The sequence below is a fragment of the Paenibacillus harenae DSM 16969 genome (assembly GCF_000422465.1).
GTDB classification, from domain to species: Bacteria; Bacillota; Bacilli; order Paenibacillales; family Paenibacillaceae; genus Pristimantibacillus; species Pristimantibacillus harenae.
Genome location: NZ_KE383843.1, coordinates 696,812 through 722,033, shown reverse-complemented (window position 1 = coordinate 722,033; position 25,222 = coordinate 696,812). Strand labels below are relative to the sequence as shown.

The window sequence follows — 25,222 nt, the reverse complement described above, 5'->3', positions numbered from 1 at the left end:
ATAAGAAGACAGTCCAAAGCTTGCGCTTGCAGCTTTGGACCTGTCTTCACTATTAACGGCTCCGATCCGGCTTAAAGATGCGATCCTCCGCTTGCATTAATGAGTTGGCCGGTAATCCAGCGGCTGTCGCTTGAGGCAAGAAACGAAGCGGTATCCGCAATGTCCTCCGGCTGCCCCCATCTGCCAAAGACGGACAGGCCTGCGGCGAATTTCCTTCCCTCCGGATCCTGCAGCGTCGCTGTATTCATATCCGTATCAATGATGCCGGGCAAAATGGCATTGACGGTTATTTTACGTGAACCGAGCTGCATGGCCAAAGTAGACGTTAAAGTATTGACTGCTCCTTTGGCGATGCTGTAGCCGAGCAGATTCGGATAAGCGGCTTGCGTGGTCAAGGACGAAATATTGATGATACGGCCGTCGTCCCTCAGACGATGAAGGGCTTGCTGGATGACAAAAAGCGGAGCCCTCACGTTAATGCCCATAACGTCATCGAAAGCTTGCTCCGTCAAATCCTCGATGGTCGATGCTTGACCGATACCTGCATTGTTAACTAAAATATCGAAGCGGTCGCTTCCCGTTCGATCCTGAAGCGCTGCGTCCAGAGCAGCGAACAAATCACGTACGCCGTTCTGCGATTGAAAATCAGCACCGATCGTGAATGCCGACCCGCCCTGATATTGGATGTCGCGGACAACCTCTTCCGCGGCGCCGTGTTTTGCTCCGTAATGCACCGCTACTAGCGCGCCGTCCTCCGCAAGGCGCTTCGCAATCGCGCGGCCGATTCCCCGGCTTGCCCCCGTAACTAATGCAACTTTGCCTGTTAACCTTTTCATTTTCCCAGCTCCTCACGAGAATTATTTGCTGCCATTTAGTTTTAACATAAGGCTGCATTCACAATGTTGCTCTCTCATTCGGGATGAACGCTGACATGATGTTGTCAGGAATGAGCGGTTATAATAAAGCTCCGCCTGCCAACCAGGACTTTATTTACAGAGGAACGAAAGGGTGCGACTTGAGGCCTGCGACCGAAATCTCATTTTCACCGATTTACACAGACTTATCATGCAGCAAACATAAACATCGATTTCAGCGGCTAAAGTGGAACTGTTCACGACACTCTCGAAGACAAGTTTTGACGATCGAAACTTTACTAGGAGGTATTCACTTGAGCAACGGAATGGATCAGAAGGGCATGGACCGGAAGCAATTTTTGAAAATCGGCGGATTAAGCGCGTTGGCGCTGGCTGCAGGGGCTTCGGGATTTCCGTCGGATTTGCTGTCAGGCACCGCTTCCGCGAAGGAGAACGAGAAAGAGAAGGATAAACCGCACGGCGACGTAAAGCTGCAATTTCGCGCAGACGGTACGTTCAAAATCGTACAGTTCAACGATACTCAAGATGATGAGGATATCGATCCCCGCACCGTGGAGCTTATGGAGAAGGTGCTGGACGACCAGAAACCGGACTTTGTCGTGCTGAACGGGGACAACATTACCGGCGGAACCGACACGCCGGACGAAGTGAAGAAGGCGATCAACAACATTGCGATGCCGATGGAGGATCGCGGCATTCCTTGGGCGATTACCTTCGGCAATCATGACCAGGATTCTATGCCGAACAGCGGCTACGACGAGGAAGCGATGCTTCAACTCTATCGCTCCTATACATACAACAGGAACGATAAAGGCGTGAAGGGCATTACCGGAACAGGCAATATGAATATATTGATCGGCGGTCATAACAGCAAGAATCCCGTGTTCAACCTGTGGCTGCTCGACGCCGGCCGGTACGCGCCGAAGGAAATCGCCGGACAAAGCTTCGAAGGGTACCCGGATTGGGATTGGCTTAGATACAATCAGGTCAACTGGTATACGGAAACCTCCGAGGCGCTTGAGAGAAAGTTTGGCCGGAAAATTCCGTCGCTCATGTTCATTCATATCCCGCTGTGGGAGTACCGGTTTATGTGGTTTGCCAGCGTGGACGGCAGAACGGACGCCGATCATGCCAGAGCAGTAGCGCGTCATGGCATCGTGGGCGAAAGGAACGAGGAGGAATGCCCCGGCCCGATTAACAGCGGCATGTTCTCCGCTATTCTCGAGCGGGGTGACGTGAAAGGGGTATTTTGCGGACATGATCATGTGAACACGTACTCCGGCAATTATTACGGCGTTATGCTCGGTTACTGCGGCAGCACGGGCTTCGGCGCATACGGGCTGGAAGGGGCGGAGCGGAACAGGCTGCGCGGCGCCCGCGTGTACAATCTGCAGTCCGCTGGAAACGATGTCAAGGTGGACACCCATTTGGTGTTCGCGAAGGATTACGGCATAGATCTGACGGCGAACTAAGGCTTGTAATTAAGCCTGCATACCCATCGCATAGACGATAAACAAAGCTGTGGTTGTTCCGACAAAGCAGCCGGCCAAGCAGTCCGACGGATAATGCATCCCTAAATAAATACGCGATAATCCAACGGTCGCTGCCAGCGGTACCAGCAAGAGAGTCAACCATGGCGATACAAACAAGAACGGCGTAATGACCGAGAAGACAGCTGTAGAATGGCCCGATGGGAATGAAGGATCCCAGAGCGGAGAAATGACCGCCTTCGCCTCGTCAAGCACCAGGCAGGGTCTGATTCTCTGCAGCTTCTTCTTGATCAGCGTTGTAATAAGAAAACTAACGGACAAAGCGGCAAAGCTCTGCCAGCCCGCGCCGCTCCATGGTTCGGATGCGAACAACGCTACCGACAGCGTCAGCATAATCGTGAAGACCGCTCCCCCCATATGAGTGAAGAGCGCAAGGAACCGATCCAAACGCGAATGGCTGATTCTGCGATTGAACCAGTAAAATATACGGTTATCATGATGTTGAAACCGCTCCAAAAAACGTTTTAACATATCTGCGCACCTTCATCCGTTTCAAAGTCGTTCACTGCTGCTGTCTGCTGTCTGAACAGTTCTGCCGCGTATCGGGTTAAACAGATAGAATACGGCGATAGCCAGCAGCAAGGTCGCGCTGACGGCGATCGTTACCGGTTCGCTGTATTGACTCGCAATCCAGCCGCCCACGATCGGGCCGATCATGACACCGATCCCCTCGACCCCGGATAAAATCCCCCAGTCCGTCGCCTTGTGGTCAGATTGAACATAATGAGACATTAATGCATTCCAGGCCGGCAGTACGGTTGAATAGGCAATGCCCAGCAGGGCGGCCAACAGGACCGTGCTGAAGAAATCATAAGCGTACAGCAATAAAAATAGCGCAAGCGATAAAACTGCAAAGCCTGCGATCAAGAATCGGCGGTACCCCCACTTATCCGACAGACGCCCCATCGGAATCAAGAATAAAACGGTGAAGAGCCCTCCGGCGATCAGTACGAGCGAATAATTCGAATAGCTCAAATTCATATGTTTAGAAGCGAAAGCAGGCAGCACGGGGATGAGCAAGCCGGCAGCGGCCGTTTGCAATACCATCCCCGGAATAAGCGGCTTCATCAGAATCAGGTTATTCCGCATACGTTCGAGCTGCCTCATAAGCGGCATCACGCGTTTGCTGCCCGCAGGTTTATATTCCATGTTCGATCCGGCTGCGACGAGCCAGCCGACGAGCCATAAGCCTGCCATTAACCAAAAAGACAACGCAAACCCGCGGTCGATGACGAAGTTAATGGCAACAGGACCAAGTCCGAGAGAAATGAGCCAGACCGTATAAATCGAACCCATCTGCGTTCCGCGACGACTCTCTTTCACTCTGCTCAGAACGAGCAGCCAGACCGGGGAAACCCCAATGCCAAGCAGCGCTGCGCCGCAAATTAACATCCAAGGCTCTCTGCCGAAATAGGAGAGGCATAAGCCGATCGCGCCGATGAGAAGAAATCCGTGCAGGATGAAGCGTGCGGGAAAACGATCAAGAATGTAACCGGCGACGACTTTAATCAAGGTATCCGCCACATAGTGCACGGATACGGCAGCCCCGACCATGGCAATGGAAATATGGAGACTTTCCGCGTATGCAGGCAAAAAAGAGAGTAAAAATGCGCTCCTAGCCGTCTCCGTCAAAAATAAAACAGCTGCCAGCTTTAGAAAAGATGTTGATAAGTCCTCAGCCCTTTTATGCTTCATTTACGATGGATTCCCCTTCGGAAATAGTTGCTTGTTGCCTTCGAATAATGTCGCCGGCAATCGTAATGGCGGCGTGTCCATAGTTCAGCGAACGCAAGCTCTCACGCGTCATTTGTTTCTCCGGCGTATCGCCGAGCAGTCTCTCTGCTTGCTCTTTCAATTCGGCAACGTCGTTACACACGAAAGCAGCTCCCTTATTTTCCAAATACAACGCATTCTCCCGTTCTTGTCCGGGAAAAGGCTTAAAGATCAATATCGGCGTGCGGAGCTGTATAGCCTCGGACAACGTGATGCCTCCGGCTTTCGTCACCATGCAGGATGCGTTCCGCATGAATTGATGGAGCTTGTGAACATAACCGAGCAGTCGAACCTGAGGCTTGCGCTTGAATTGGTCCTCCAGCTCCCTCCTCAGCTTGTTGTTCTTACCGCACACAATGATCACTTCCACGTCAGGGATTAGCAGCAGTTGCCCGATCATCATGCTAATGTCCGGAAGAAGTCCATGCGCACCCGCCATCACGAGGATCGAGCGGTGGTGCGGCATTCTTTCATGGGGCATAGTGTCACAGAATGCCTCGCGAACCGGGATTCCGCTTACTGTAATTCGGTCTCTTCGAACGCCGGACTTGATCATCGATTGCTTCAAATCTTCCGTCGCCACATAGAACTGTTGGGAATTCGTATACAACCAACGGTTATGTAAGCCGAAATCGGTTACGATGGTGAAAATCGGGATATTGAACATCTGGTTTCGCAGCTGATCCGATATGCCTCCGAACGGGAAAGTGAGTACGATAGCGGATGGCTGTTCTTCCCGGATAACATCAAGCAGGCGCCTCATGCCTAGACGATTGATCCTCTTTGCCAGCACGCTGTTCGTTTTTAAGTTACGGGTGTAATAATAGCTCCAGCCGTAATAATCGAATCCAAGCGCAGAGAAGACCGGGCTGCGAAGATAGACAAACCGGGTTACTGCGTTTAGAACAGGGTGCGCCTCCTGCAATAAATCGATAATTCGCACGGAAGAATACCCCAAGCGATTGAACGCCTGTTCCATTACCTGTGATACTTGGAGATGACCATCCCCGAAGCTTGCCGTAAGAATAAGAATATTCCGGTATTTATCCACCATTCTCCCGCCTTTACGCTTTCATTTCGATCATGACAGCTTCTAGCATACGCAAGCCGGGCATGATTAGGGAATGGACCGTCGGCGGAAATGAACCTGGTCTCAGGACTAGAAGGAAACTGGACCCGGACTTATTGTTTAAACGGGCTTGGAGGGCTACCATTACCATATAATAATTGGAAGATTGGCGAGAATATGTGATTTTCCAGATAGGGGTATGCAGCCATGTTTCAGAGTATCATCGATTTTTTAATGGATTACGGCGCTTGGGGGATGTTTATCCATGCATTCGCGGATGCCGTTATTTTTCCAATTCCCGCTTTCTTCCTCCAAGTATCCTTAAGCCTTCTAGATCCGTCTAATGCCTTATGGCTGGCTACCGTAGGCTATATCGCCTGTTTGCTTGGCACGCCGTTCGGTTATCTAATCGGTAAAGTGCTTGGCCATTCCGTTCTTTACAAGCTTCTTAAGAAATCGTGGATCGACTCCGCTACTCAACTGTTCCAGAAAAATGGAGAGACGGCCATCCTAATCGGCTCGTTCACGCCGATTCCGTTCAAGGTATTCACCATCCTGTCGGGTTGTATGAATTTTCCGTTATGGCGATTGATGGCTTATGCCGCTATTGGGCGGGCAGTTAAATTTTACGCCGTCGGTCTATTGTTCTATATGTACGGCAGAGCGGCGGAAGGCATGGTCAAGGACGTTTCCTTATATATCTTCATCGGCGCTGTTCCGATTGTAATTATCTATTTGCTGCTGAAAAGAAGACATGCGAAGAAGAAGTCGCAATTGAGTCGTGACGAGGCGATATAGGAAAGCGAAGGGGGCTTGTCCTAACAAATTCATACCTTTATGCACGAAATAAATGCCAAGTCCCTTCCGTCTCATACAACGGAAAAGTCTGGACATCATCCATTCACCTCCGGCAGTCCGGGCGGGATTTTCCCGTCCGCAATTGCCGTTTGCTTAGTGTTCAGGAAATGATGAGTTACAGCGATTGTAGATAAATGGTGCGTATAGTTAGGGATAAGCGCATAAGTAGCAAGTAACGTAAAGTAAGTGTCAAAAACTGAAATTAATTTCGATGGCAATCGATTTCGTCAGCCGATTAGTTTCGAGAACTGAAACTATACCACTCCATCCGTCATGAGTATCACCGATTCCGTTGTTTAGGATCAAAGTTTGAAATTAACTCCATGAATTCAGCGAAAAAAAACCTTTTAGTTTCAAGATTTTAAACTAAGCCGGCTTTCGTTTGCCTTTTCTCAATAATCCAGGGCTGCCGAGAGTTCGCAGAGCGAGATTGAAGCGGGGACCTGGCGCTGACACTCGCAGTTATGATCCGGACTCGCTGATCGGCAGACAGATTGCAGCCGTGGTCAACTTTCCGCCAAGACGCATTGCAGGATTCAAATCGGAAGTACTTGTACTCGGCGCGACTCCGGAAGATGGAGACGTCGTGCTGCTAAAGCCGGATATAGAGGTCGAGAACGGAACGCCCATTGCTTGACACTATTCGGACGGGAGGAACGCAGAGAATTCCCTATGATTTGCGCTGAAGAGGCTTTGACGCCTAATGGACCGAAATCAATAGGATCAGCATCCATTTAAAAGGAATTTGCGAAGTTAGCGGGAATAATAATTAATTATCACTCTGTGAAGTTAGGAGAGAAAATCATGTCGGCTGCAGATGAAATCTATAAAAATCTAGTACAAGATATTTTAAAGCATGGCATATGGGATAAAGAGCAAGCAGTAAGAACGGTGTGGGCTGACGGTACGCCGGCATACACGAAAAGCGTCATTTGCAAGCAGGTTTCGTATGACAATACCGAGGTTCCGATCCTAACGACCAAAAGAGTTCCATGGAAGAGCGCAATCCACGAGCTGCTCTGGTTTTATGTAAAGAGGACAAGCGATTGCGCATACCTCGACCAGAATAAGGTAACGATTTGGAAGGAATGGACAAACGATAGCAATAATATCGGGAAGGCGTACGGTTATCAATTAGGAAAGCCTGTTATGATAAACGGAAAGATGACGAATCAAGTCCATCATTTAATCGATCAATTGAAAAACAACCCGGCATCCAGAAGACATGTTATCTCGCTATGGGATATTGACGAGCTTGACCAAATGGAGTTATATCCATGTGTTTGGAATAACCAGTGGATTGTGAAACAAGGAAGGCTTTATCTAATCGTTAATGCCAGGTCCAACGATATCGGCTTAGGCAATCCGTTTAATGTATTCCAATATTATGTTTTGCAGCGGATGATCGCGCAAATAACAGGTTATCAGCTGGGCACGTTAACTTTTAACTTGAATGACGCACATATCTATGAGCGGCACATGGAACCGCTGCAAGAACAGATCACGAAGGATTCATATCCTGCTCCGGAATTTTGGATAAATCCGGAAATCAACGACATAGATGATTTCACGATAGACGATTTCAAGCTTATTGATTATCAGCACCATCCTTCCATGAGGTTGGAAATAGCAATCTAAATCAGAAGGAGATTGATTCTATTGGCTGCTTATGAAATTATACTTCCCGATGAGCCGCTTGCGGCTGCGGTCGTTGAAGCAATTCATACCGGGGACCTTGAAACGCTGAAGCGCCTGCTGCAAGAAAATCCCGGGCTCGCGACTGCATGGCTAGGGGAGCGTATGACCGATCGCTGTGACGGCGGAATGCTGCGTTCTCTGCTGCATGTGGCAACGGATTGGCCCGGCCACTTTCCGAACGGCGCTGCGACAGTAACTGCGCTGGTAGAGGCCGGCGCCGATGTGAACGCCAGATTTGTCGGTTTCCACAGCGAGACGCCGCTTCACTGGGCAGCGAGCTGCAACGACGTCGAAGTACTCGATGCGCTGATTGAAGCGGGCGCCGATATTGAGGCGGACGGTGCGGTCATCGGGGGCGGGACGCCGCTAGCGGACGCGAGAGCGTTCAAGCAACGGGAGGCGGCGTTTCGGCTGATCGAGCACGGTGCCAAGACCACATTGAATGACGCTGCGACGCTCGGACTATTGGATCGCGTTGAAGCTTTTTTCGCAGGTGACTGCCCGCCTGACAAGGAAGATATCACTCGTGCTTTCTGGGGTGCTTGCCATGGCGGGCAAAAGCATTGCGCGGCGTTTCTTCTCGAGCGGGGTGCAGATTTGAACTGGATACCGGATTGGGAAGAGTTGAGTCCTCTAGACGCGGCCCGGCGTGACGGCTCGGAAGAACTGGTTCAATGGTTGCTGGATCTCGGCGCTAAGTCGGCTAAACAATTGAAGTAAGCTTGTGTCTGGAAAATCTTATTTTGGTATTTTAATGGATGCATGAGTTGATGGGTGCAATCTATAAAAGTTGAACAAAAGAAACGAAAGCGTGGAGCGGAGAGAGCAAATCGTTCTGGAGAAACGAAGTGTTCGCTTTTTGCAGACCGAATGGTCACCCTAACAGGATTTACCTATTCAAAAACCATTTGGCTGCAACAGCGATCGAAAGAATGATTTGATCTCGCAGCGACGGCAGCTGATGTAAATCATTTGTTCAGTTGGTTTCTTAAGGCCGAATGGTCCGACCGGCCATTCTTTATTGACGGCAAAATAGTAGAGGAGCGACATGCAAGTTTATGCTCCTTTATTCATATTTTATGAGTCTCAAGCATCCGGGCGAAACGCTCAGCCGCTAGCGATAGGGGCTTGCCGTTGCGAACGGCAAAGCCGATGCTGCGGGGAGGGAGCGTTTCGTCCAACTGAAGTTCGATCAGCTCCCCCGTCGCAAGCTCCTCCTCGACGAAGGAACGGGTTATGAAAGCAGCCCCGAAGCCCAGCTTCGCGAACTCCGACAGCAGATCGATGCTCCCGAGTTCCATATCCGGCTTCACCGGAATGCCCCTTGCGGCAAACCACTGCTCGACGAATACGCGCGTGCTGCTTCCGGGCGACAAAAGGAGCAAAGGAAGACTCGCAAGCTCGTTTGCCGATAAGGTACGCCCCTCCAGCTTTTCCCGATAAGACTCCCCAACCACAAAGCAATCTTCCAAAATCGCCAAAGGCTGCACATCCAGCTCCGGATCGTGAATCGGCAGATGTACGATTGCGCAGTCGATCCGGCCTTCTCTTAACCGCTGCGCAATATCGGGTGTCTTGCCATGGGTAAGCCGGATCCGGATACCCGGATATTCCTTGTGAAACCTATTCAACTGCGGCAGCAGCAGATGCTTGATCAGCGAATCGCTCGCTCCAATCCGGACTTCTCCCTCCGCCAGCTGTTTCAAATCCCGCACATGTTTCTGCGCAGCGTCAAGCATAGAGAAGGACTGCTCCACATAGGCAAGCAGCGCCCGCCCTTCCTCCGTCAGCTCAACGCCTTTGGACAACCGGTGGAACAGCTTAAGCCCCAGCATTTCCTCCATTTGCTTTATGGCATAGCTGACCGACGGCTGCGTAATGTGCAATTGCTGCGCGGCTTTCGTAAAGTTTCCGTTGTGTGCGGTATGGAGAAAAATACGGTACCACTCCAGGTTTATCATTTGGCATAAATCCTCTCTATGACATGACTCGAATATTATGATTTCATTTATTTCACTCTCCTCATTATAATCATGTTAAATCATTCAATCAAATGGAGAGGTGAAGCAAATGGAACGAATGCCGCATACGCCGGATCTGGAAGCCCGTTCACCCTGGTCGACAAATAACGATAAACAATCGGTTGCCGTCAGTCCTCCAACCAAGGCTGTAGACGGGACGATCCGGTTGTCGGGCAGCAAAAGCATGACGAACCGCGCATTAATCCTAGCTGCAATAGCGGAGGGAACATCGCGGATAGACGGGTTATTAAGAAGCGACGACTCTTACTGGTGCATCGATTGCTTAACCAAGCTCGGCGTCCGGGTGGAGATCGAGGGAGAATCAGCTCGAATCGAAGGCTGCGAAGGAAATTGGCCGAATCAGTCGGGCGAGTTGTACGTTGGAGCCGCAGGTACGGCTGCCCGTTTCCTGCCCGGAGTACTGGCTGCAGGTACCGGGGCCTGGACCATGAGAGGAAGCAAACGAATGAGCGAAAGGCCGCTTGCCCCGCTGTTGGATGCGTTATCCCAGCTAGGTGCCAGCATTGCGTTTAAGGAATCAGGACAGTCTCTCCCGTTTACGCTGAAAGCGACTGGGCTGAAAGGCGGCGAGGCGGTACTGCCGGGTGCGACTTCCAGCCAATTTATAAGCGGCTTGCTGCTGGCAGCCCCTTACGCCAAAGAACCGGTGACGGTGCGCATCGACGGGGAGGTCGTGCAGCGGGATTACGTCGAAATGACGCTCGAAATGATGCGCGCTTTCGGTGCCGCGCCACAGGTTTCGGCTAACGGCCGATCGATAACCGTACCGGCAGGAAGGTATAAGGGCAGGCCGATTCAACTTGAGCCGGATGTTTCGACCTGCTGTTATTTCTGGGCGCTTGCCGCTCTTACGGCCGGGCGTATACGGATTGAAGGAATCGACGCCGCAATCACGCGCCAGCCGGATATCGAGATGCTGGACCTGCTGGAGCGTATGGGCTGCGCCGTTGTCCGCGGAAAGGATTTCGTTGAAGTGCGCGGGACGAAGCAGTTGAAGGGAGATTTTACGGTTAGTATGAGAAGGTGGTCGGACCAAACGCTCACCGTTGCGGCCATGGCCTTATTCGCCGACGGACCGGTTACGCTGACGGATGCCGCGCACATCAGGCATCATGAATGCGATCGGATTGCCGCCATTTGTTCGGAGCTTCGCAAGCTCGGTATTCGAGTATACGAGCATGATGATGGGTTAACCGTCTATCCGGGCCGGCCGGAGCCGGCGCTGCTGGATTCTCATGACGATCACCGGATGGCCATGGCGCTGGCCCTTATCGGCGCGAAGGCAGAAGGGATTCGCATAGCGGACCCGGGCTGCGTATCGAAGACATGCCCTGATTTTTTTGACCGGATGTCGGCTTTGGGTCTTTGCATCGAGTATTGAACATTAGGAGGTTTGTCTAAGGATGGCTGGAAACACATTTGGCGAGATGTTCAAAATCACGACCTTCGGCGAATCGCATGGCGCCGCGGTCGGAGTGATCGTAGACGGCGTAACGCCTGGCGTTGCGATCGACGAGGCTTATATTCAAATTCAAATGGACCGCAGGAAGCCGGGGCAATCCTCCGTAACCTCGCCGCGCAAGGAATATGACATTGTCCAAATTTTGTCGGGCGTGTTTGAGGGAAAAACGACGGGTACGCCGCTCTTTGTCATGCTGCATAATCACGACATGAGACCGGAAGCTTATAGCGGGATTCAGCATGCTTTTCGCCCCGGCCACGCGGATTTTACTTACCTGCAAAAGTATGGCATCCGCGACCACAGAGGCAGCGGACGGGCATCCGGCAGAGAAACGGCTGGCCGGGTGGCAGGAGGGGCGGTAGCGCGCAGGCTGCTGGAGAACAGAGGCGTGCAGGTGACGGCTTATACGAAAGAAATTGGAGGAATTGCTTGCCGGACGTTTGATGAGCAGGCCACTCAGCAAAACGCCGTCCGCGCATGCGACCCTGCGGCGGCGGAGGAAATGATAAGCAGGATCGAACAGCTGGCTGCGGCCGGCGACAGCTGCGGAGGAGTTGTCGAATGCCGCATCCGCGGCGTCATCCCGGGTCTTGGGGAGCCGGTATTCGATAAATTGGACGCGGAGCTGGCAAAGGCTATGCTGTCGATCGGTGCGGTGAAAGGCATCGAATTCGGCGCCGGCTTCTCCGCCGCCTCCATGCTTGGCAGCGAGCATAACGATGAGATGAGCATAGACGGCTTTCTAAGCAACCATTCGGGCGGCATAACCGGCGGCATCAGTACGGGACAGGAAATCATTTTCCGGATCGCCGTCAAACCGACTTCCTCAATTTCCGTTCCGCAGCGGACGATGAATGTTGGCGGGGAAGAGCAGCGGATTCAGACGATTGGCCGGCATGACCCGTGCATTTGCCCAAGAATCGTGCCCGTCGTCGAGGCAATGGCTTGCTTGGTGCTGGAGGATCAGTTCAAGCGGCAGGCGGCGATGATGGGGTAAAATCCATCATAGCCAGCCCGCGAACAGAACCGCCGCGATAAACACGATCTGAAGCAAGGTACGTACAAGCAGCTTAGGCGCAGGACGCCCGCCGATCGTTAATCGCTCCCGCGCTGCCCGGACATTGGCAGGGAACATGGCGATGAACAGCAGCGTCAGGCAGATGGAAGCCGCGCGGGAGGTCGCCGGGAACAGAAGGCCGATAGCTCCGGCAATTTCCAGCCAGCCCGTGGCTGTCACCATCCAGTCCGGCTTCGGAAGAAAAGCCGGGACCATTCGGATGAGGTCTGGCCGGCGTTTGCCCCAATGGGCCGATGCGGTAAGCAGCAGCATAACGGCTGCCGCTCCCTGAAGCGGCGTATGCCAACCGTCGAAATAGGACAATCCGAGCAGACCCGATATCCGGAGCAGCACGAATGAAAGAACAAGCGCATAGAAAGGTATCACATGCAGCCCTCCCTTATATGCTCTTCATAATCATCAGATACAGTATGACGAGAGGCAGCAGCGTCGCTGCGATCCCGAACACCGCCCAGTTGCGGGAAGCCTGCCGATAGGCTTTCGAGATGCTTCCGCTTCCGAGGCACTCTGCGCTATGGCGAATCATCGCTCGCTGCAGCGGAATAAGCACGGCCGCCCAGATCACGCCGGTAACGGCAAACAAGATAAGCGACAGGGTAAGCCAGTTCAAGCCGTTCAGCTTCATTTCCGCCTGTACGGTCATTGCGATCCCCGATACGACGATCAGTACAATTCCCGGAAGAGTGAACGCGTAATCGGCAAGCATGACGTTTTTGACCGCAGAATGAATGATAGCCGGATTTTTCGACAAATCCGCCCGAACCTTCCAGAACGCAGCCGTAATCACATTCCCCGCGAATAACACAACGCCTATTATATGCAGCAATAACCAGAAGCTCATCCCATTCACTTCCTTTACTTTTTGGATGTCAAAATACCGGCGATAAACGATGAATAATCAGCAATATGGAACGACGGCGAAGCAAACGGCAGAGAGGATCGGACGCGTAAACCTAGCGACAACAGGACGAACATTTCGGCTGTTTTATCCGTGTCAACGGATTCCGAAATAACCCCGTGCCGCTGGCCGGTCAAGATCCACTTCCTGGATAATTGAACAGACCGTTCATAAAACTGCTTGAGCGCTTCCGCAACCGCAGGCTGATCTTCCTTGCCGAGTAAATAAATGAATACCTGGTTGGTGACGTCCTTCGCATCGGCCAGAGTCGTAAAACGGTCAGCCAGGCGGCGCATCGGCCCGTCGAAGGTTTTGCCGCCGTGCTCCACCTCATTCATAAATTGTTCATTGGTTTCCTCCAACTGTTCCTGCAAGATCCATGCGAAAATATCATCCTTGGCTTTCACGTAATGGAAGATCGCTCCCTTCGACAATCCCGATTGCATCATAATGTCCTTCATGGTGACGGCATGGCAGCCTTTTTCCCGTACAAGCTCTTTGGTCGAATCCAGCAGCAGCCGGGTCGTTAGCTTCCTGCGTTCCTCCTGCTTCAAAATAACCCCTCCTTGCGCGCGTGCAGCCGATGCACGATTGTATGTATATCCCATTATATAAACCGACCAACGGTTTGTAAATAGGTATTTTTGTCGATTCTTCTGTATGTCTGCCTTCTGTAAAATACTCTTCTTATGTTTGTTAATGTGTGATATTATAATAAACGAACAAATACAAACTTTTTGGGAGGTTTTTATACGATGGAAGTACGTCACACAACGAACCCTACGGATGTGAAGCAATATACAACTGAACGCCTGCGCAGTGAATTTCTCATTGAAAGCCTGTTTGTGCAGGATCAGGTCAAAATGACTTATACGCATTATGACCGGATGGTCATCGGCGGAGCGGTTCCCGTAAAGGAAACGCTTGAGCTTGAGGATTCGGCCACGTTAAAGACCGAATATTTCTTAGAGCGCCGTGAAATCGCTTTTCTTAATATCGGCGGACCGGCGAAAATTACCGTTGAAGGCGAGACCTATGAGCTGAATAAGCTTGACGTGCTGTATGTCGGCAAAGGCAAGCGCCAGCTATTGCTGTCGAGCCTGGATCAATCGAACCCTGCGAAGCTGTATTTCTGCTCCGCCCTGGCGCATGCCGAGATCGCGACCCGCAAAATGACGATGGAGGAAGCTAATCCGACTCATCTCGGCTCGCAAGAGACATCGAACGAGCGCATTCTTTATAAATACATTCACGCGGACGGCATTCAAAGCTGCCAGCTGATGCTTGGCGTAACAAGCCTGCGTCCGGGCAGCGTTTGGAATACGATGCCTTCGCATGTGCATGACCGCCGCATGGAAGCTTATCTTTATTTCGATATGAACGATGATGCGCGCGTGTTCCACATGATGGGAGAGCCGTCCGAGACAAGACATCTCGTCGTGGGGAACGATCAAGCGATTATCTCGCCGCCATGGTCGATTCACTCCGGCGTCGGCACAAGCAATTATACGTTCTGCTGGTCGATGGCAGGCGAGAACTATACCTTCACGGACATGGACGCCGTACCTGCAAGCGAGCTGAAATAGAACCATTCGCTACGGGAGGTGCAATATGCTTGCTGCTGAACGGCATCGCAAAATCATAGAGAAACTGGAACAGCTTGGAGCAGTGAAGGTGTCCGAGCTTAGCGAGCAATTCCAGGTGACCGAGAAGACGGTCCGCGAGGACTTGGAGAAGCTCGAGGAGAAAGGGCTGCTCAAGCGGACGCATGGCGGCGCGGTCTTGGACCAAAGCGGAGAGGACAGCTTGTACCCGCTGCAATTCCCGAACAGTAAACATCAGCAGGAGAAAAGCGCGATCGCGGCGCTTGCGCTGACATGCATCGAGCCGAACGATATTATCGCGCTGGATGCAGGCAGCACCACGCTGGAGATGGCCAAGCGGCTTCCCAATATCCCCGTAACCGTGCTGACGAATGATCTGCTTATCATTCGCGAGCTTACCGTAAAGGATCAGGTCAGGCTTGTCGTTCCCGGCGGCTACAGGCATAATAATGTGCTGATCGGCGCGGAATCGCATGAATGGATCAAACGATTGAACGTCCATAAGCTGTTTCTGTCCACGACCGGCGTTCATTTGGAATACGGATTGACGATATTTACGGAAGAGCTGACGAAGCTGAAGAAGCTTTATATGGAAAACGCGAAAACAGTCTATTGTCTTGCTGACCATAGCAAGTTCGACAAGGGCGCATTAATTACGTTTGCCGAGCTCAAGGAAATTGATTTCATCATCACCGATGACGGAATCGATCCGGAGACGGCGGCGAAGTATGAAGCGCAGCATATCCGGATGATGAAGGCGGCGCTGCCGGATAACGGAAAGCGCGGCAAAGGGAAGGTGTGATTCGATGAGTTTGTTTGATTTGACGGGAAAAACAGCTATCGTAACGGGAGCGGGCCGCGGGCTTGGGGAAGCGATCGCGCTAGGGCTTGCGAAGGCCGGCGCCGATGTGGCGCTCGTAACGAATCGTACGCCTGCGGACCGGTCGGCGGAAGCCATTCGTGCGCTTGGACGCAAAGCGATTACGATTCAAGCGGATATCGGCGACCGCTCGAAGCTGGCCGGCATTACGGAGAGAACGGTTGATGAGCTTGGGCGCATCGATATTCTGGTCAACAACGCGGGGATTATCCGCAGAACGCCGGCTGCCGAACACAGCTACGAGGATTGGCAGGAAGTGCTCGATGTGAATTTGAATTCCGTATTCGTGCTTAGCCAATTAGCCGGCAAGCACATGATCGAGCGGGGCTCGGGAAAAATCATCAACGTCGCTTCGATGCTCTCCTTCCAGGGCGGTATTACCGTTCCCGGTTATACGTCCAGCAAGCACGCGGTTGCCGGCCTTACGAAGGCGCTTGCGAACGAGTGGGCAAGCAAAGGCCTGCAGGTTAATGCGATTGCACCGGGTTATATGAGCACGGACAATACGGAAGCGCTTCGCGAGGACCCTGTTCGCAGCACGCAAATTTTGCAGCGGATTCCTGCAGGCAGATGGGGAACCTCCGAAGATCTGGTCGGACCTGCCGTATTTCTGGCATCGTCCGCATCCGATTATATGAACGGTCATATTATGGCGGTTGACGGCGGATGGCTGGTTAGATAAGCGGGCGGAATATTCGGTAGATTATGGGCCGGTGATCAAGCGGATCGTCCTTCAAGAGGGAATGGATATGCGGATCAATTAAGGAATAATGAAAAACGAGTGGCAGGATGCGCTTCAACCCGGCAGGTTGATCGCCCTTCCACTCGTTTTTCATTAGAATAGCGATACATAGTTGACGGCGCGTTGACGTAACACATATTCCTCCGAATCTGCTGCAACCGGCGCTTGAGCGGCCGATGTAGCGATGACATGGTTAACGGCGGCTGCGAATAAATCGAGTGCACGGCCGGTAAGAGCAGTCTTGTCGTACTCGCAATCCTGCAGCGGCGGCAAGCTGATCTGGCCGATGAAAGCAAGAAGAATATCGCTCCATTGCTCGAGCTCGATCATTTCATCGTTCTCGTCTACGAACAGTTCGCTCCAGCCGTAGCCCGCATTCGTTGTCAAACGAAGACAAACGCGATAACCGGCAGAATCAATGGCTAGAGCAGGAATGACAAACAGTTCGATGCGCGAGACAGATAAGGAAGGGGAGTGTTCGGAGAAATAAGGAACATGACTTGCGGATTGAAACAACATAAATACACCTCTCCTTTTTCGCTTACGAGGTTAGCTGTCGGATTCGGGCAAGAGAGAATGCCCTACCGGGGTTACAAATCCCCGGATTCACCCCTTGCGAAGCGATGAATGAACGCTCGCGTTGGTTCCCCCGTTTTTTCATTCGAAAAATTCAGCGTAATTGGTTTACCTTTTAATTTTAAACCTGTAAAGCCATTTTGTAAACCTACTCATTCACGAGGCCTATCAACATTTCCCAGTTGTCTCGTCCTTTTTAATCCAATCCTGCGCCCAAACCTGTATTTCGCGGATGACCGGTTCAAGCGCCCGGCCTTTCTCCGTTAATGAATATTCAATGCGAACCGGAATTTCCGGATAGACATGCCGGTCGACGATTCCTTCGTTCTCTAAATCCTTGAATCGCTCCGAGAGCAGCCTGCCGCTGATCGGAAGCGCGGACTGAACGGCACAAAATCGCTGCGGGCCGGACAACAACTGATATATAATAAGGCCGGTCCAGCGTTTGCTAATGATGTCCATTCCCTTCTGGAAACGGGGACAAAGGTTTGACTGTTCCATTCTTATAATCACCTCTTTTGTAAATTCTAAGAATTTATAAGTTCAGTACTTATATGCGCTTAGAATTCTCTACGAAACGGTTGGCGTCCTCTGACAAGGACGCCGACACCCGTTTATGCTTGTTCCCCACAGTATAACTCCAATATCATATATATACAAGCACACCTGGATAATGTTAATTACTTGACTATCTTAAGTTGTAAAATTATAATTAGTTACAAATAGTAAGTGTATGTAGAGGAGGAAACTGGATGAAGCCTTTATTTCTTGCGCACGGATCGCCTATGCTTGCCGTTGAGCAAAATGAATATAGTAAGTTTCTTGCGCAAACCGGAGCGGAGCTGAAGCCGGATGCTATCGTTATTTTTACGGCTCACTGGGAAACCGAAGCGATCACGATCTCGTCGAAGGACGATGAGTACGAAACGATTTATGATTTTCACGGATTTCCGGATGAGCTGTATCAAGTCCAATATCCGGCCAAAGGCTCAACCGAGACGGCGGCGCTTGTCGGACGACTGCTGGGCGGCAGCGGCATTCCCGTCGAATATGACCGGGACCGCGGGCTGGACCACGGCTCATGGACGATGCTGAAGCATATGTTTCCGAAGGCGGATGTGCCGGTCGTGCAAGCATCGGTCAATCCGTACCGTTCCGCGGAGGAGCAGTACAAGATCGGAGAAGCGCTGAGAAGTTTAAGCTCGCATCGTATTTTACTGATCGGAAGCGGCGTCACCGTTCATAATCTGCGTATGGTCAAGTGGGGACAGAAGGAGCCGGAGAGCTGGGCGGTCGAATTTGACGAGTGGCTTATCGAGAAAATGAATACCCGGGATACCGGTTCGTTATTCCAGTATGAACAGCTTGCGCCGCATGCTAAACTGGCAGTACCGCGCGCAGAGCATTTTGTTCCTCTCTATATCGCGATGGGGGCCGGCAATCCGGCAAGTACTCCTAAGGTTATATACCGCAGCTATGAATTTGGAACATTGAGCTATTTGTCGATGCAATTTTAAACTATACTTATTTCCAAAGAAGGTGTAACCGCATGATTAAACCAAACATTGCAGCCATTATTAAAGATAAAATAAAACGGACGCAGCATGGCGGAGACGATATTTACGTGGTCGGCCCGGTTAAGCTGCCTGTCGAGCTCGACGGCGAGACGAAAATTTTTCACTGGTACAGCTGGCTTCGGAGAGAAGCGGGAGAGGAACGGTCCGCGGAGCGGCTGGTTGAAGATTTGAATCGTATCTCCTATGCGGACCTCCAGCAATCGAGCGTACTCGTATACGGCGACTTTGAAAATAACGCGGATGCGCTCATACGGATGCACAGCATCTGCCATACGGGCGATATATTCGGAAGCGCAAGATGCGACTGCGGCTTCCAATTAAAGCAATCGATGCGCATTATCGCGGAGCACGGATCAGGCGCCCTGTTCTATTTGGCCAATCACGAAGGACGGGGGATCGGGTTGTTCAGCAAAGCGTTAGCCTACCTGCTGCAGGAGGAAGGTCTCGATACCGTTGACGCGAACACGGAGCTCGGCTTCGCCGACGATGGCCGCGATTACGGAGAGGCGATCGCCGTTCTGAAGCTGCTGCGCCGACTTCCGGTGTCGATCATTACGAATAATCCCCGCAAGGTGGACGCGCTGCGCAGCGCCGGTATGAACGTCGCGGGCCGGGTGCCGCTGTGGGGCAACGCGTCCGTATATAACGAGAAGTATCTCCAAACGAAGATGAATCGTTCCGGCCACTTCGGCATGGAGCCGCAAAAGATTGTCAAATAAGCTCTATAATCGGGCTCAGATCAAGTAATAAACCATTTTACCGCGAAGCGGGAAAATGGTTTATTTTGCTTGCTAACATTTTTCGAGGCCAAGACGTCTTTATATATGCGAAGCTTTTTAAACGTATAGAGATGAAGGGATGGATGGATGATGAAGAATGAGGGTCTTATAATATCCTCGAAGTGGAAGAGAGTATTGATCGGGATTTCATTGGCGGCAGTATTGATAGTATCGGGCTGCGGCGCGGGTGATAACGGGAATGCGGGGAATAATAACACAGGACCCCATTCAGCTACCCCTCCGGCAACGAGTGAAGCTCCTCCTGCCCGGACAGACGGCGGGAAAGAGGATCGGGAACTGCTGAGCCAGCTCGAAGCCGTTGTCAAAGACGCTTCTGACGCTTCGGCTATAACGGCATTCATTGACGGGCATATTGCTGACGCGAACCCGGTGACGGCCGACGCTATGCTGCGTCAATTACACGAATACTATGATACGAACCTGGAAGCGGCGCAAGAACCTTTCTTTGCAACGGGAATACAGAAAGCTTTGTTGGAAGAGAAGTGGCCGATTACGAAGGAGTCCGCGGCAGCGATAAAAGATGAAGCGGCGAGGAAGCTGGCGCAGGACGCTTACAAGGGCGGCTACAAGCTGGAAATCGTAGAAGCCTCAATCTATCCGATCGTCGATTACGGCTTCCAGAAGAGCTACGGGAAGCAGCTGTCGGAGCCGATGAACGCCTACATCGAGCTGAAAGCGGCTGAATCCGATAAGGCGACGGTGAAAGACGGCGGACTTGCCGTTACTTGGGATGAATTAGCGGACCGTACGCTGCTTGCGGAGCAATACCTCGCGAAATATAAAGATTCGCCGGAGCGCGAAGAAGTGAAGATCCTCTACCTGGAACGGTATTTGACCATATATTTGAATGGACAGATCAACTCTCCGATTTACGATAGTGAAACCCTTAAGCTGCAGGAAGAAGTCAAAACGAGCTATATGACCACGGTAGCGGATGCAGCCGATTCCGCAACGGGCCGATTAACGGCAAAATTCCTGACCCTGCTTGCAGAAACCGATGAGCGGGTCGTTGAGGAGAAGGATGGAGAACTTACCGATTTGCCTTCCGTTAAGGAGTTCCGCGACGGTCTGACGGCAGAGGCGGAGAAGTTACTGATATCGCTATAATCCGACAAAAACACTTTGCGTTCTATTTCCTTTTCAAGTAAAATGAAAAAAAACTGAACTCATGTTCACAATAAAAGGAGTAACAACGCATGCAATCTAAAACGAGCCATTGCAAAATTGTTGACTGCACGGTCCGCGACGGCGGACTCGTAAATAATTGGGATTTTAGCGTCGAGTTCGTTCAGCATTTGTACGAGAGCTTGAACGAAGCAGGCGTCGATTATATGGAAATCGGCTACAAAAACTCACCGAAACTGCTCAAAGGAGCCGAAAGCGCAGGCCCTTGGCGTTTTCTGAACGATGATTTCTTGAAGAAAGTCATCCCGAACAAAGGCAATACGAAGCTTTCCGCGCTTGTTGATATCGGCCGCGTGGATGAGAACGACATTTTGCCGCGCAGCGAGAGCTTGCTTGACCTGATCCGCGTTGCCTGCTATATCCAGGACGTCGATAAGGCGCTGGAGCTCGTGAATGTGTTCCACGAACGCGGCTACGAGACGACGCTTAACATTATGGCGCTCTCGAATGTGATGGAGAACCAGCTTGTCGAAGCGTTCCAGCTGATCAACGAGAGCGTCGTAGACGTGGTATACATCGTTGACTCGTATGGCAGCTTGAAGCCGAATGACATGAACTATCTTGTCGATAAATTTAAGCAGCATTTGCCGAACAAGCGTCTCGGGGTTCATGCGCACAACAATATGCAGCTGGCATTTGCGAACACGCTGCTTGCGGCGGAGAATGGCGTCGAGCTGCTTGATTCTTCCGTATACGGCATGGGCCGCGCGGCCGGCAACTGCAATACGGAGCTGCTTGTAGCCGAGCTTCAGAACACGAAATACAACATCCGTCCCGTTCTCGACATGATCGAGAAATTTATGATTCCGCTTCGCGAGAAGGAAGAATGGGGCTACATCATCCCTTACATGATTACAGGCATTTTGGATGAGCACCCGCGTTCCGCAATGGCGCTTCGCAGCTCGGAAGACAAAGACAAAGGCGTGGAATTCTACGACCGTCTTACGACACCGGAGATCGCGCACAGCAAAAAATAAACCGGACAACAAAGCTGCCCGAAGGTCAAAATGATGACCTTTGGGCAGCTTTTTACATGACGGATGGCGCATCTGCTCCATGCAACTGTATTACGTGCGTGCAGCGAATGATTCAGTGAAGCATCCGCCTGCTAGGCCTGCTCGTGCTGCTCGATAAGCTCGCCGTCGCCGCGAATGGCTGCCGCTCGATGAAGCTCGTTCGGATGAAAAAAACCTTTGCCCCGAAAGACTTGGCCGCCTCCCGCAACGGCTGTCAACTGCACCTCTATGTCCTCGCTTTGCCCGAACCAGGCCAGCAGCTCGCGGTCGCCCAATCCGTTAAGATCGACATACCATAGGCGGCTGCCGTATTCCGTCACGCGGACAAGCTCAGCGGATGTGAAGGAGAGCGGCTTCGTATGCTGCTGGTATGATATTTCGAGTGCGATAAGTTCAAATGTTTCCACGATAAGGTCCTCCCGTATACATTGCTTGACAGGCAGTCCGAGCTTTACTCGCCGCATGCCTGAATCCGATTGTAATGTTAACCGCCCATAGATGCAACATTTGTAAAATAGTCACCGTCAGATTATCAAATACAAATAAAAGGGGCTGAATGGATGAAGGCGGGTCAATCGTTCAAAGGTTACAGCAGGTTAAAAAAAGGCACGAGCTTGATGATCGCGATTCTGCTTGCGGTTATATTAACGCTAAGCGGCTGCTCATCGTCACAGAATGACGCGGGAGACTATTCAGACGGAAATTCAACGGATAGCGCGCCATCCGAAGGCGAATCGGCTGCCGGTAAAGCGGAGACAGAAGACCAATCCACGACCTCATCCGAAGAAGACCGCTCATCCGTAAGCGAGCCTACAAAAGAGAAGGGCGGCGGAAAGCGCGGATATCCGAATCCGGACCGCGAGATGCAGGCCGGTCAATTAACGGCCGGCGAGTGGGATGATTTGGCCGCCTGGGAGCGGTTCGGCAATTTGCTGAACAGTCAGGAGGGAGATGAAAGCAAGCGGCTATGGGGCTTCTGGAATTTTTACCGTCTTGAGGTAGTCGTAACCGCTAACGGGAAAGCGGTATCGGATGCGGCTGTTCAGTTGAAGGCCGGCAAGCAGACGATCTGGAAAGCGCGTACGAATACGGAAGGCAGAGCTTACGTCTATTCGGGACTGTATGAGCGGGATACCGCGAACCAAGGCCGATACACGGTACAGGTTAATGCGGCCCAAGAAACAAAAACGACGCAGGAGCTTGACATTCCGCAGCAGGAAACGGTCAAGGTCGATCTGGGCAAAGGAGCGCGGCTGTCCGATCAGGTGGATCTCATGTTCGTCGTTGACACGACCGGCTCGATGGAGGATGAGCTGAACTACTTGGAGGCGGAGCTTAAGGATGTGGTCAATCGCGTATCCGATGAGCATGCGAATCAGCTTGACATCCGGCTTAGCGCGAATTTCTACAGGGATAAGTATGATGATTATATAGTAAAGCCGTATCCGTTCACGACGGATGTCAATAAAGTGACCGAGCAGTTCAGCAAGCAGCAAGCGAAAGGCGGCGGCGACTATCCGGAAGCCGTCGATCAGGCGCTGCGCGACGCGATTCATAAGCATGAATGGAGCGGGGAGGCACGCGCCCGGCTGCTGTTTCTCGTGCTGGATGCGCCGCCGCATGACGATCCGCAGATCATTGACGAAGTGCAGCAGCTAACGGAAGAGGCGGCAGCGCAGGGCATCCGCATCATTCCTGTGGCCTCCAGCGGCGTGAGTGCGGATACGGAATATTTGCTTCGTTTCATGTCAGTTGCGACAGGCGGCACGTACCTTTTCCTGACGGATGACAGCGGCATCGGCGGCGATCATCTGGAGCCGGCCGTCGGTGAATATGAGGTAAAGCTGCTGAACGATTTGCTGGTAGAAGTGATCAACCGTTACGTACAGGAGTAGCACCGCGCTCATTGGCAATAAAGTCATAAATAGCCGGAAGTTCTCCTTCTAGAATGCAAGTGTTTTATAGGGAGTTTTTCCGTTTAATAATATTTTTTAAAAGTTTAAAGGGCAAACCGCCGCTTCTTATGCGATGGTTTGCCCTTTTTTCAATAAAGCTTGCCTTGGCGGTACAGCATGGTAGACAGCTTCATGACGGCCTGAATGTAGCAATTCTGGCGAAGCGGGTGCGGGTCGCCGAAGAAGACGGGCAAAATACCGTTTAACGTTTTTTGCATTTTGTCATACAGCAGCTTGTGCACCTCTTCCTCGGTGTAGAACTGCGTCTCGCGTCCCTGCAGCCATTCGAAATAAGAGACGATGACGCCGCCCGCATTCGCTAATATATCCGGGATAATGATCGTCCCGCGCGAAGATAGCGTTACGTCGGCTTCGCCCGTAACCGGCGCGTTGGCGCCTTCCACAATGATGCGCGCCTTCACCTGGCCGACATTATCCTTGCGGATCTGTTCCTCGAGCGCGGCAAGAATGAGTACGTCGACATCTAAATAGAGCACGGCCTCGCGCCCCAAAATTTGGGCTTTCAGTCCAAGCGAGGCAAGCGCGTCTTCGGTTACAGGCAGGTCGCCTTGATGCTGCGCGGCGTAATCGATTAAAGCCGGGATCGATAATCCGTCCGGGTTGTAGAGCGTCACGTTACGGTCGCTGACCGCCGTCACTTTATTGTGCAGATATGTGCATTTGTATGCCTCAAGCGCTGCGACAGAGCCGACATTGCCGAAGCCCTGCACCGCAATCGTCAGCGGACGGCCCGAATGGGCGATCGCGGTTTGCACGAACGGATTATCGCTGCCGGACAGCCAGCTGCTCTGCGCCTTAAGAAAATCGTGGATCATGTATCGGAATGTGAAATAAACGCCCTTGCCCGTCGCCTCCCTGCGGCCCAAGGAGCCGCCGTTGATTACGCTTTTGCCCGTAAAGCTGCCGAGATAAGGCTGGCCGGGATGGATACTCTTGTATTCCGCCATCATCCAGTCCATCTCGCGTTCGCCCGTGCCCATATCCGGCGCGGGAATATCCTTGTCGGGACCGAGCACGTCACTGAAATATTGCACGTATTTTTTGCAAATGAGATAAAGCTCCTTCGCGGAATATTGGCGCGGGTTAATGACGACCCCGCCCTTGCCCCCGCCAAAAGGCACTTCGTGAAGCGCATTCTTGAGCGTCATAAGCGCTGCGAGATTCGTTACCTCCTCTTCGCTGACCGATTCATGGAAGCGGATGCCTCCTTTGTACGGGCCGAGCGTATCGTTATGCTGAATCCGATAAGCAGGAATCCGCACGACATTGCCGCTGTCCGCCGTGATGCGGAGAAACGCTTTGTGAACTTTATTGGGCGTGGAAAGGATCGCGGCCAGCGATAGAAATGCCTGCTCGCGGGCCTGCTCCTGCAAGTTCGGCAGAAATGCTTCGTCTCCCATTAATGCGTTTAAGGATTGCTGTACGATGGCGCCGGTTTGACTGGCCATTGCTAAACGACCTCCTCTTCAGGGATGAGATGATTGCACAGCCTTACCTTACCATATCGCGGAATGAAAACCAAAAAGCAGCTGCCCGAGGAATGTATGGATTCTGGGATCACCG

Annotated in this window: 26 protein-coding genes, 1 pseudogene and 1 riboswitch; of the genes and pseudogenes, 15 read left to right on the top strand and 12 right to left on the bottom strand. The window is 51.9% G+C overall.

The window, feature by feature from the left end; genetic code table 11:
* Positions 1–71: 71 nt before the first annotated feature.
* Positions 72–836 (bottom strand): SDR family oxidoreductase, encoded by a 765-nt coding sequence (locus tag H581_RS0122750; RefSeq protein ID WP_028612018.1) that lies wholly within the window; start codon positions 834–836, stop codon positions 72–74.
* A gap of 332 nt (positions 837–1,168) precedes the next feature.
* Between H581_RS0122750 and H581_RS0122745 the strand changes: the two genes are divergently transcribed.
* On the top strand, positions 1,169–2,347 hold the full coding sequence (locus H581_RS0122745; protein ID WP_245600114.1) for a metallophosphoesterase family protein: 1,179 nt from the start codon (positions 1,169–1,171) through the stop codon (positions 2,345–2,347).
* A 9-nt stretch (positions 2,348–2,356) separates the two neighbouring features.
* Here the strand turns inward: H581_RS0122745 and H581_RS0122740 are convergent, their stop codons facing one another.
* From H581_RS0122740 to H581_RS0122730, 3 genes are read right to left on the bottom strand one after another with little or no spacing between them, the layout of a single operon-like run.
* The gene (locus tag H581_RS0122740; protein ID WP_028612016.1) at positions 2,357–2,896 is read right to left on the bottom strand and encodes a phosphatase PAP2 family protein; all 540 of its coding nucleotides are present in this window, start codon (positions 2,894–2,896) and stop codon (positions 2,357–2,359) included.
* Positions 2,897–2,917: 21 nt separating this feature from the next.
* Positions 2,918–4,120, bottom strand: a complete 1,203-nt coding sequence (locus H581_RS0122735; RefSeq protein ID WP_028612015.1) for an MFS transporter — start codon at positions 4,118–4,120, stop codon at positions 2,918–2,920.
* Positions 4,110–5,252: an MGDG synthase family glycosyltransferase gene (locus H581_RS0122730; RefSeq protein WP_156889665.1), complete on the bottom strand. Its 1,143-nt coding sequence runs from the start codon at positions 5,250–5,252 to the stop codon at positions 4,110–4,112. The genes H581_RS0122735 and H581_RS0122730 overlap by 11 nt, the downstream gene beginning before the upstream one ends.
* A 222-nt stretch (positions 5,253–5,474) precedes the next feature.
* Between H581_RS0122730 and H581_RS0122725 the strand changes: the two genes are divergently transcribed.
* The 4 genes and pseudogenes from H581_RS0122725 (at position 5,475) to H581_RS0122710 (ending at position 8,543) form a co-directional block, all read left to right on the top strand.
* Positions 5,475–6,065: a YqaA family protein gene (locus H581_RS0122725; RefSeq protein ID WP_028612013.1), complete on the top strand. Its 591-nt coding sequence runs from the start codon at positions 5,475–5,477 to the stop codon at positions 6,063–6,065.
* 529 nt (positions 6,066–6,594) lie between these two features.
* Positions 6,595–6,762, top strand: a pseudogene (locus H581_RS35095) (tRNA-binding protein); the annotation flags it as partial.
* Between the two features lie 167 nt (positions 6,763–6,929).
* The gene (gene thyA / locus H581_RS0122715; RefSeq protein ID WP_028612012.1) at positions 6,930–7,763 is read left to right on the top strand and encodes a thymidylate synthase; all 834 of its coding nucleotides are present in this window, start codon (positions 6,930–6,932) and stop codon (positions 7,761–7,763) included.
* Between the two features lie 21 nt (positions 7,764–7,784).
* Positions 7,785–8,543: an ankyrin repeat domain-containing protein gene (locus H581_RS0122710; protein ID WP_028612011.1), complete on the top strand. Its 759-nt coding sequence runs from the start codon at positions 7,785–7,787 to the stop codon at positions 8,541–8,543.
* 350 nt (positions 8,544–8,893) lie between these two features.
* Here the strand turns inward: H581_RS0122710 and H581_RS0122700 are convergent, their stop codons facing one another.
* Positions 8,894–9,784, bottom strand: a complete 891-nt coding sequence (locus H581_RS0122700; RefSeq protein ID WP_028612010.1) for a LysR family transcriptional regulator — start codon at positions 9,782–9,784, stop codon at positions 8,894–8,896.
* Between the two features lie 109 nt (positions 9,785–9,893).
* Between H581_RS0122700 and aroA the strand changes: the two genes are divergently transcribed.
* Together aroA and aroC are read left to right on the top strand one after the other, a co-directional pair.
* Entirely contained in the window at positions 9,894–11,246 is a 1,353-nt protein-coding gene (gene aroA / locus H581_RS0122695) for a 3-phosphoshikimate 1-carboxyvinyltransferase (RefSeq protein WP_028612009.1), read from the top strand.
* 22 nt (positions 11,247–11,268) lie between these two features.
* Positions 11,269–12,324 (top strand): chorismate synthase, encoded by a 1,056-nt coding sequence (gene aroC / locus H581_RS0122690; protein WP_028612008.1) that lies wholly within the window; start codon positions 11,269–11,271, stop codon positions 12,322–12,324.
* Between the two features lie 6 nt (positions 12,325–12,330).
* Here aroC and H581_RS0122685 read toward each other — a convergent pair whose 3' ends face one another.
* From H581_RS0122685 to H581_RS0122675, 3 genes are read right to left on the bottom strand one after another with little or no spacing between them, the layout of a single operon-like run.
* Positions 12,331–12,771 (bottom strand): DoxX family protein, encoded by a 441-nt coding sequence (locus H581_RS0122685; RefSeq protein ID WP_028612007.1) that lies wholly within the window; start codon positions 12,769–12,771, stop codon positions 12,331–12,333.
* 13 nt (positions 12,772–12,784) lie between these two features.
* A complete protein-coding gene (locus H581_RS0122680) occupies positions 12,785–13,246 on the bottom strand; it encodes a DUF2269 family protein (RefSeq protein ID WP_028612006.1) in 462 nt (153 codons plus the stop codon).
* Between the two features lie 14 nt (positions 13,247–13,260).
* Positions 13,261–13,857 (bottom strand): TetR/AcrR family transcriptional regulator, encoded by a 597-nt coding sequence (locus H581_RS0122675; RefSeq protein ID WP_028612005.1) that lies wholly within the window; start codon positions 13,855–13,857, stop codon positions 13,261–13,263.
* Positions 13,858–14,058: 201 nt separating this feature from the next.
* On the opposite strand from H581_RS0122675, the gene kduI reads away from it, so the two are divergent.
* The 3 genes from kduI to kduD are packed head-to-tail and all read left to right on the top strand — an operon-like array spanning position 14,059 to position 16,469.
* Positions 14,059–14,889, top strand: a complete 831-nt coding sequence (kduI, locus tag H581_RS0122670) for a 5-dehydro-4-deoxy-D-glucuronate isomerase (protein ID WP_028612004.1) — start codon at positions 14,059–14,061, stop codon at positions 14,887–14,889.
* A gap of 25 nt (positions 14,890–14,914) precedes the next feature.
* Positions 14,915–15,709 carry a DeoR/GlpR family DNA-binding transcription regulator gene (locus tag H581_RS0122665; RefSeq protein ID WP_028612003.1) on the top strand — a complete coding sequence of 265 codons (795 nt, stop codon included), beginning with the start codon at positions 14,915–14,917 and terminating at the stop codon, positions 15,707–15,709.
* 4 nt (positions 15,710–15,713) lie between these two features.
* Positions 15,714–16,469, top strand: coding sequence for a 2-dehydro-3-deoxy-D-gluconate 5-dehydrogenase KduD (gene kduD, locus H581_RS0122660; RefSeq protein ID WP_028612002.1), 756 nt, complete (start codon positions 15,714–15,716; stop codon positions 16,467–16,469).
* Between the two features lie 153 nt (positions 16,470–16,622).
* Here the strand turns inward: kduD and H581_RS0122655 are convergent, their stop codons facing one another.
* Together H581_RS0122655 and H581_RS0122650 are read right to left on the bottom strand one after the other, a co-directional pair.
* Positions 16,623–17,048, bottom strand: coding sequence for a hypothetical protein (locus tag H581_RS0122655; RefSeq protein WP_028612001.1), 426 nt, complete (start codon positions 17,046–17,048; stop codon positions 16,623–16,625).
* A 3-nt stretch (positions 17,049–17,051) separates the two neighbouring features.
* Positions 17,052–17,215, bottom strand: a riboswitch (cyclic di-AMP (ydaO/yuaA leader).
* Between the two features lie 58 nt (positions 17,216–17,273).
* A complete protein-coding gene (locus tag H581_RS0122650) occupies positions 17,274–17,606 on the bottom strand; it encodes a winged helix-turn-helix transcriptional regulator (protein ID WP_028612000.1) in 333 nt (110 codons plus the stop codon).
* 251 nt (positions 17,607–17,857) lie between these two features.
* On the opposite strand from H581_RS0122650, the gene H581_RS0122645 reads away from it, so the two are divergent.
* From H581_RS0122645 to H581_RS0122630, 4 genes are all read left to right on the top strand, one after another.
* Complete coding sequence (locus tag H581_RS0122645; protein WP_028611999.1) at positions 17,858–18,622, top strand: dioxygenase family protein; 765 nt, start codon at positions 17,858–17,860, stop codon at positions 18,620–18,622.
* Between the two features lie 32 nt (positions 18,623–18,654).
* Positions 18,655–19,401 (top strand): GTP cyclohydrolase II, encoded by a 747-nt coding sequence (locus H581_RS0122640; protein ID WP_028611998.1) that lies wholly within the window; start codon positions 18,655–18,657, stop codon positions 19,399–19,401.
* Between the two features lie 147 nt (positions 19,402–19,548).
* Positions 19,549–20,589 (top strand): hypothetical protein, encoded by a 1,041-nt coding sequence (locus tag H581_RS0122635; protein ID WP_028611997.1) that lies wholly within the window; start codon positions 19,549–19,551, stop codon positions 20,587–20,589.
* Between the two features lie 89 nt (positions 20,590–20,678).
* The gene (locus H581_RS0122630; RefSeq protein WP_028611996.1) at positions 20,679–21,644 is read left to right on the top strand and encodes an aldolase catalytic domain-containing protein; all 966 of its coding nucleotides are present in this window, start codon (positions 20,679–20,681) and stop codon (positions 21,642–21,644) included.
* Between the two features lie 131 nt (positions 21,645–21,775).
* On the opposite strand, the gene H581_RS0122625 is transcribed toward H581_RS0122630, so the two are convergent.
* Complete coding sequence (locus H581_RS0122625; RefSeq protein WP_028611995.1) at positions 21,776–22,090, bottom strand: hypothetical protein; 315 nt, start codon at positions 22,088–22,090, stop codon at positions 21,776–21,778.
* A gap of 153 nt (positions 22,091–22,243) precedes the next feature.
* On the opposite strand from H581_RS0122625, the gene H581_RS35090 reads away from it, so the two are divergent.
* The gene (locus H581_RS35090; protein ID WP_051251237.1) at positions 22,244–23,578 is read left to right on the top strand and encodes a vWA domain-containing protein; all 1,335 of its coding nucleotides are present in this window, start codon (positions 22,244–22,246) and stop codon (positions 23,576–23,578) included.
* A 149-nt stretch (positions 23,579–23,727) separates the two neighbouring features.
* On the opposite strand, the gene H581_RS0122615 is transcribed toward H581_RS35090, so the two are convergent.
* Positions 23,728–25,107, bottom strand: coding sequence for a Glu/Leu/Phe/Val family dehydrogenase (locus H581_RS0122615; protein WP_028611994.1), 1,380 nt, complete (start codon positions 25,105–25,107; stop codon positions 23,728–23,730).
* Positions 25,108–25,222: the final 115 nt, after the last annotated feature.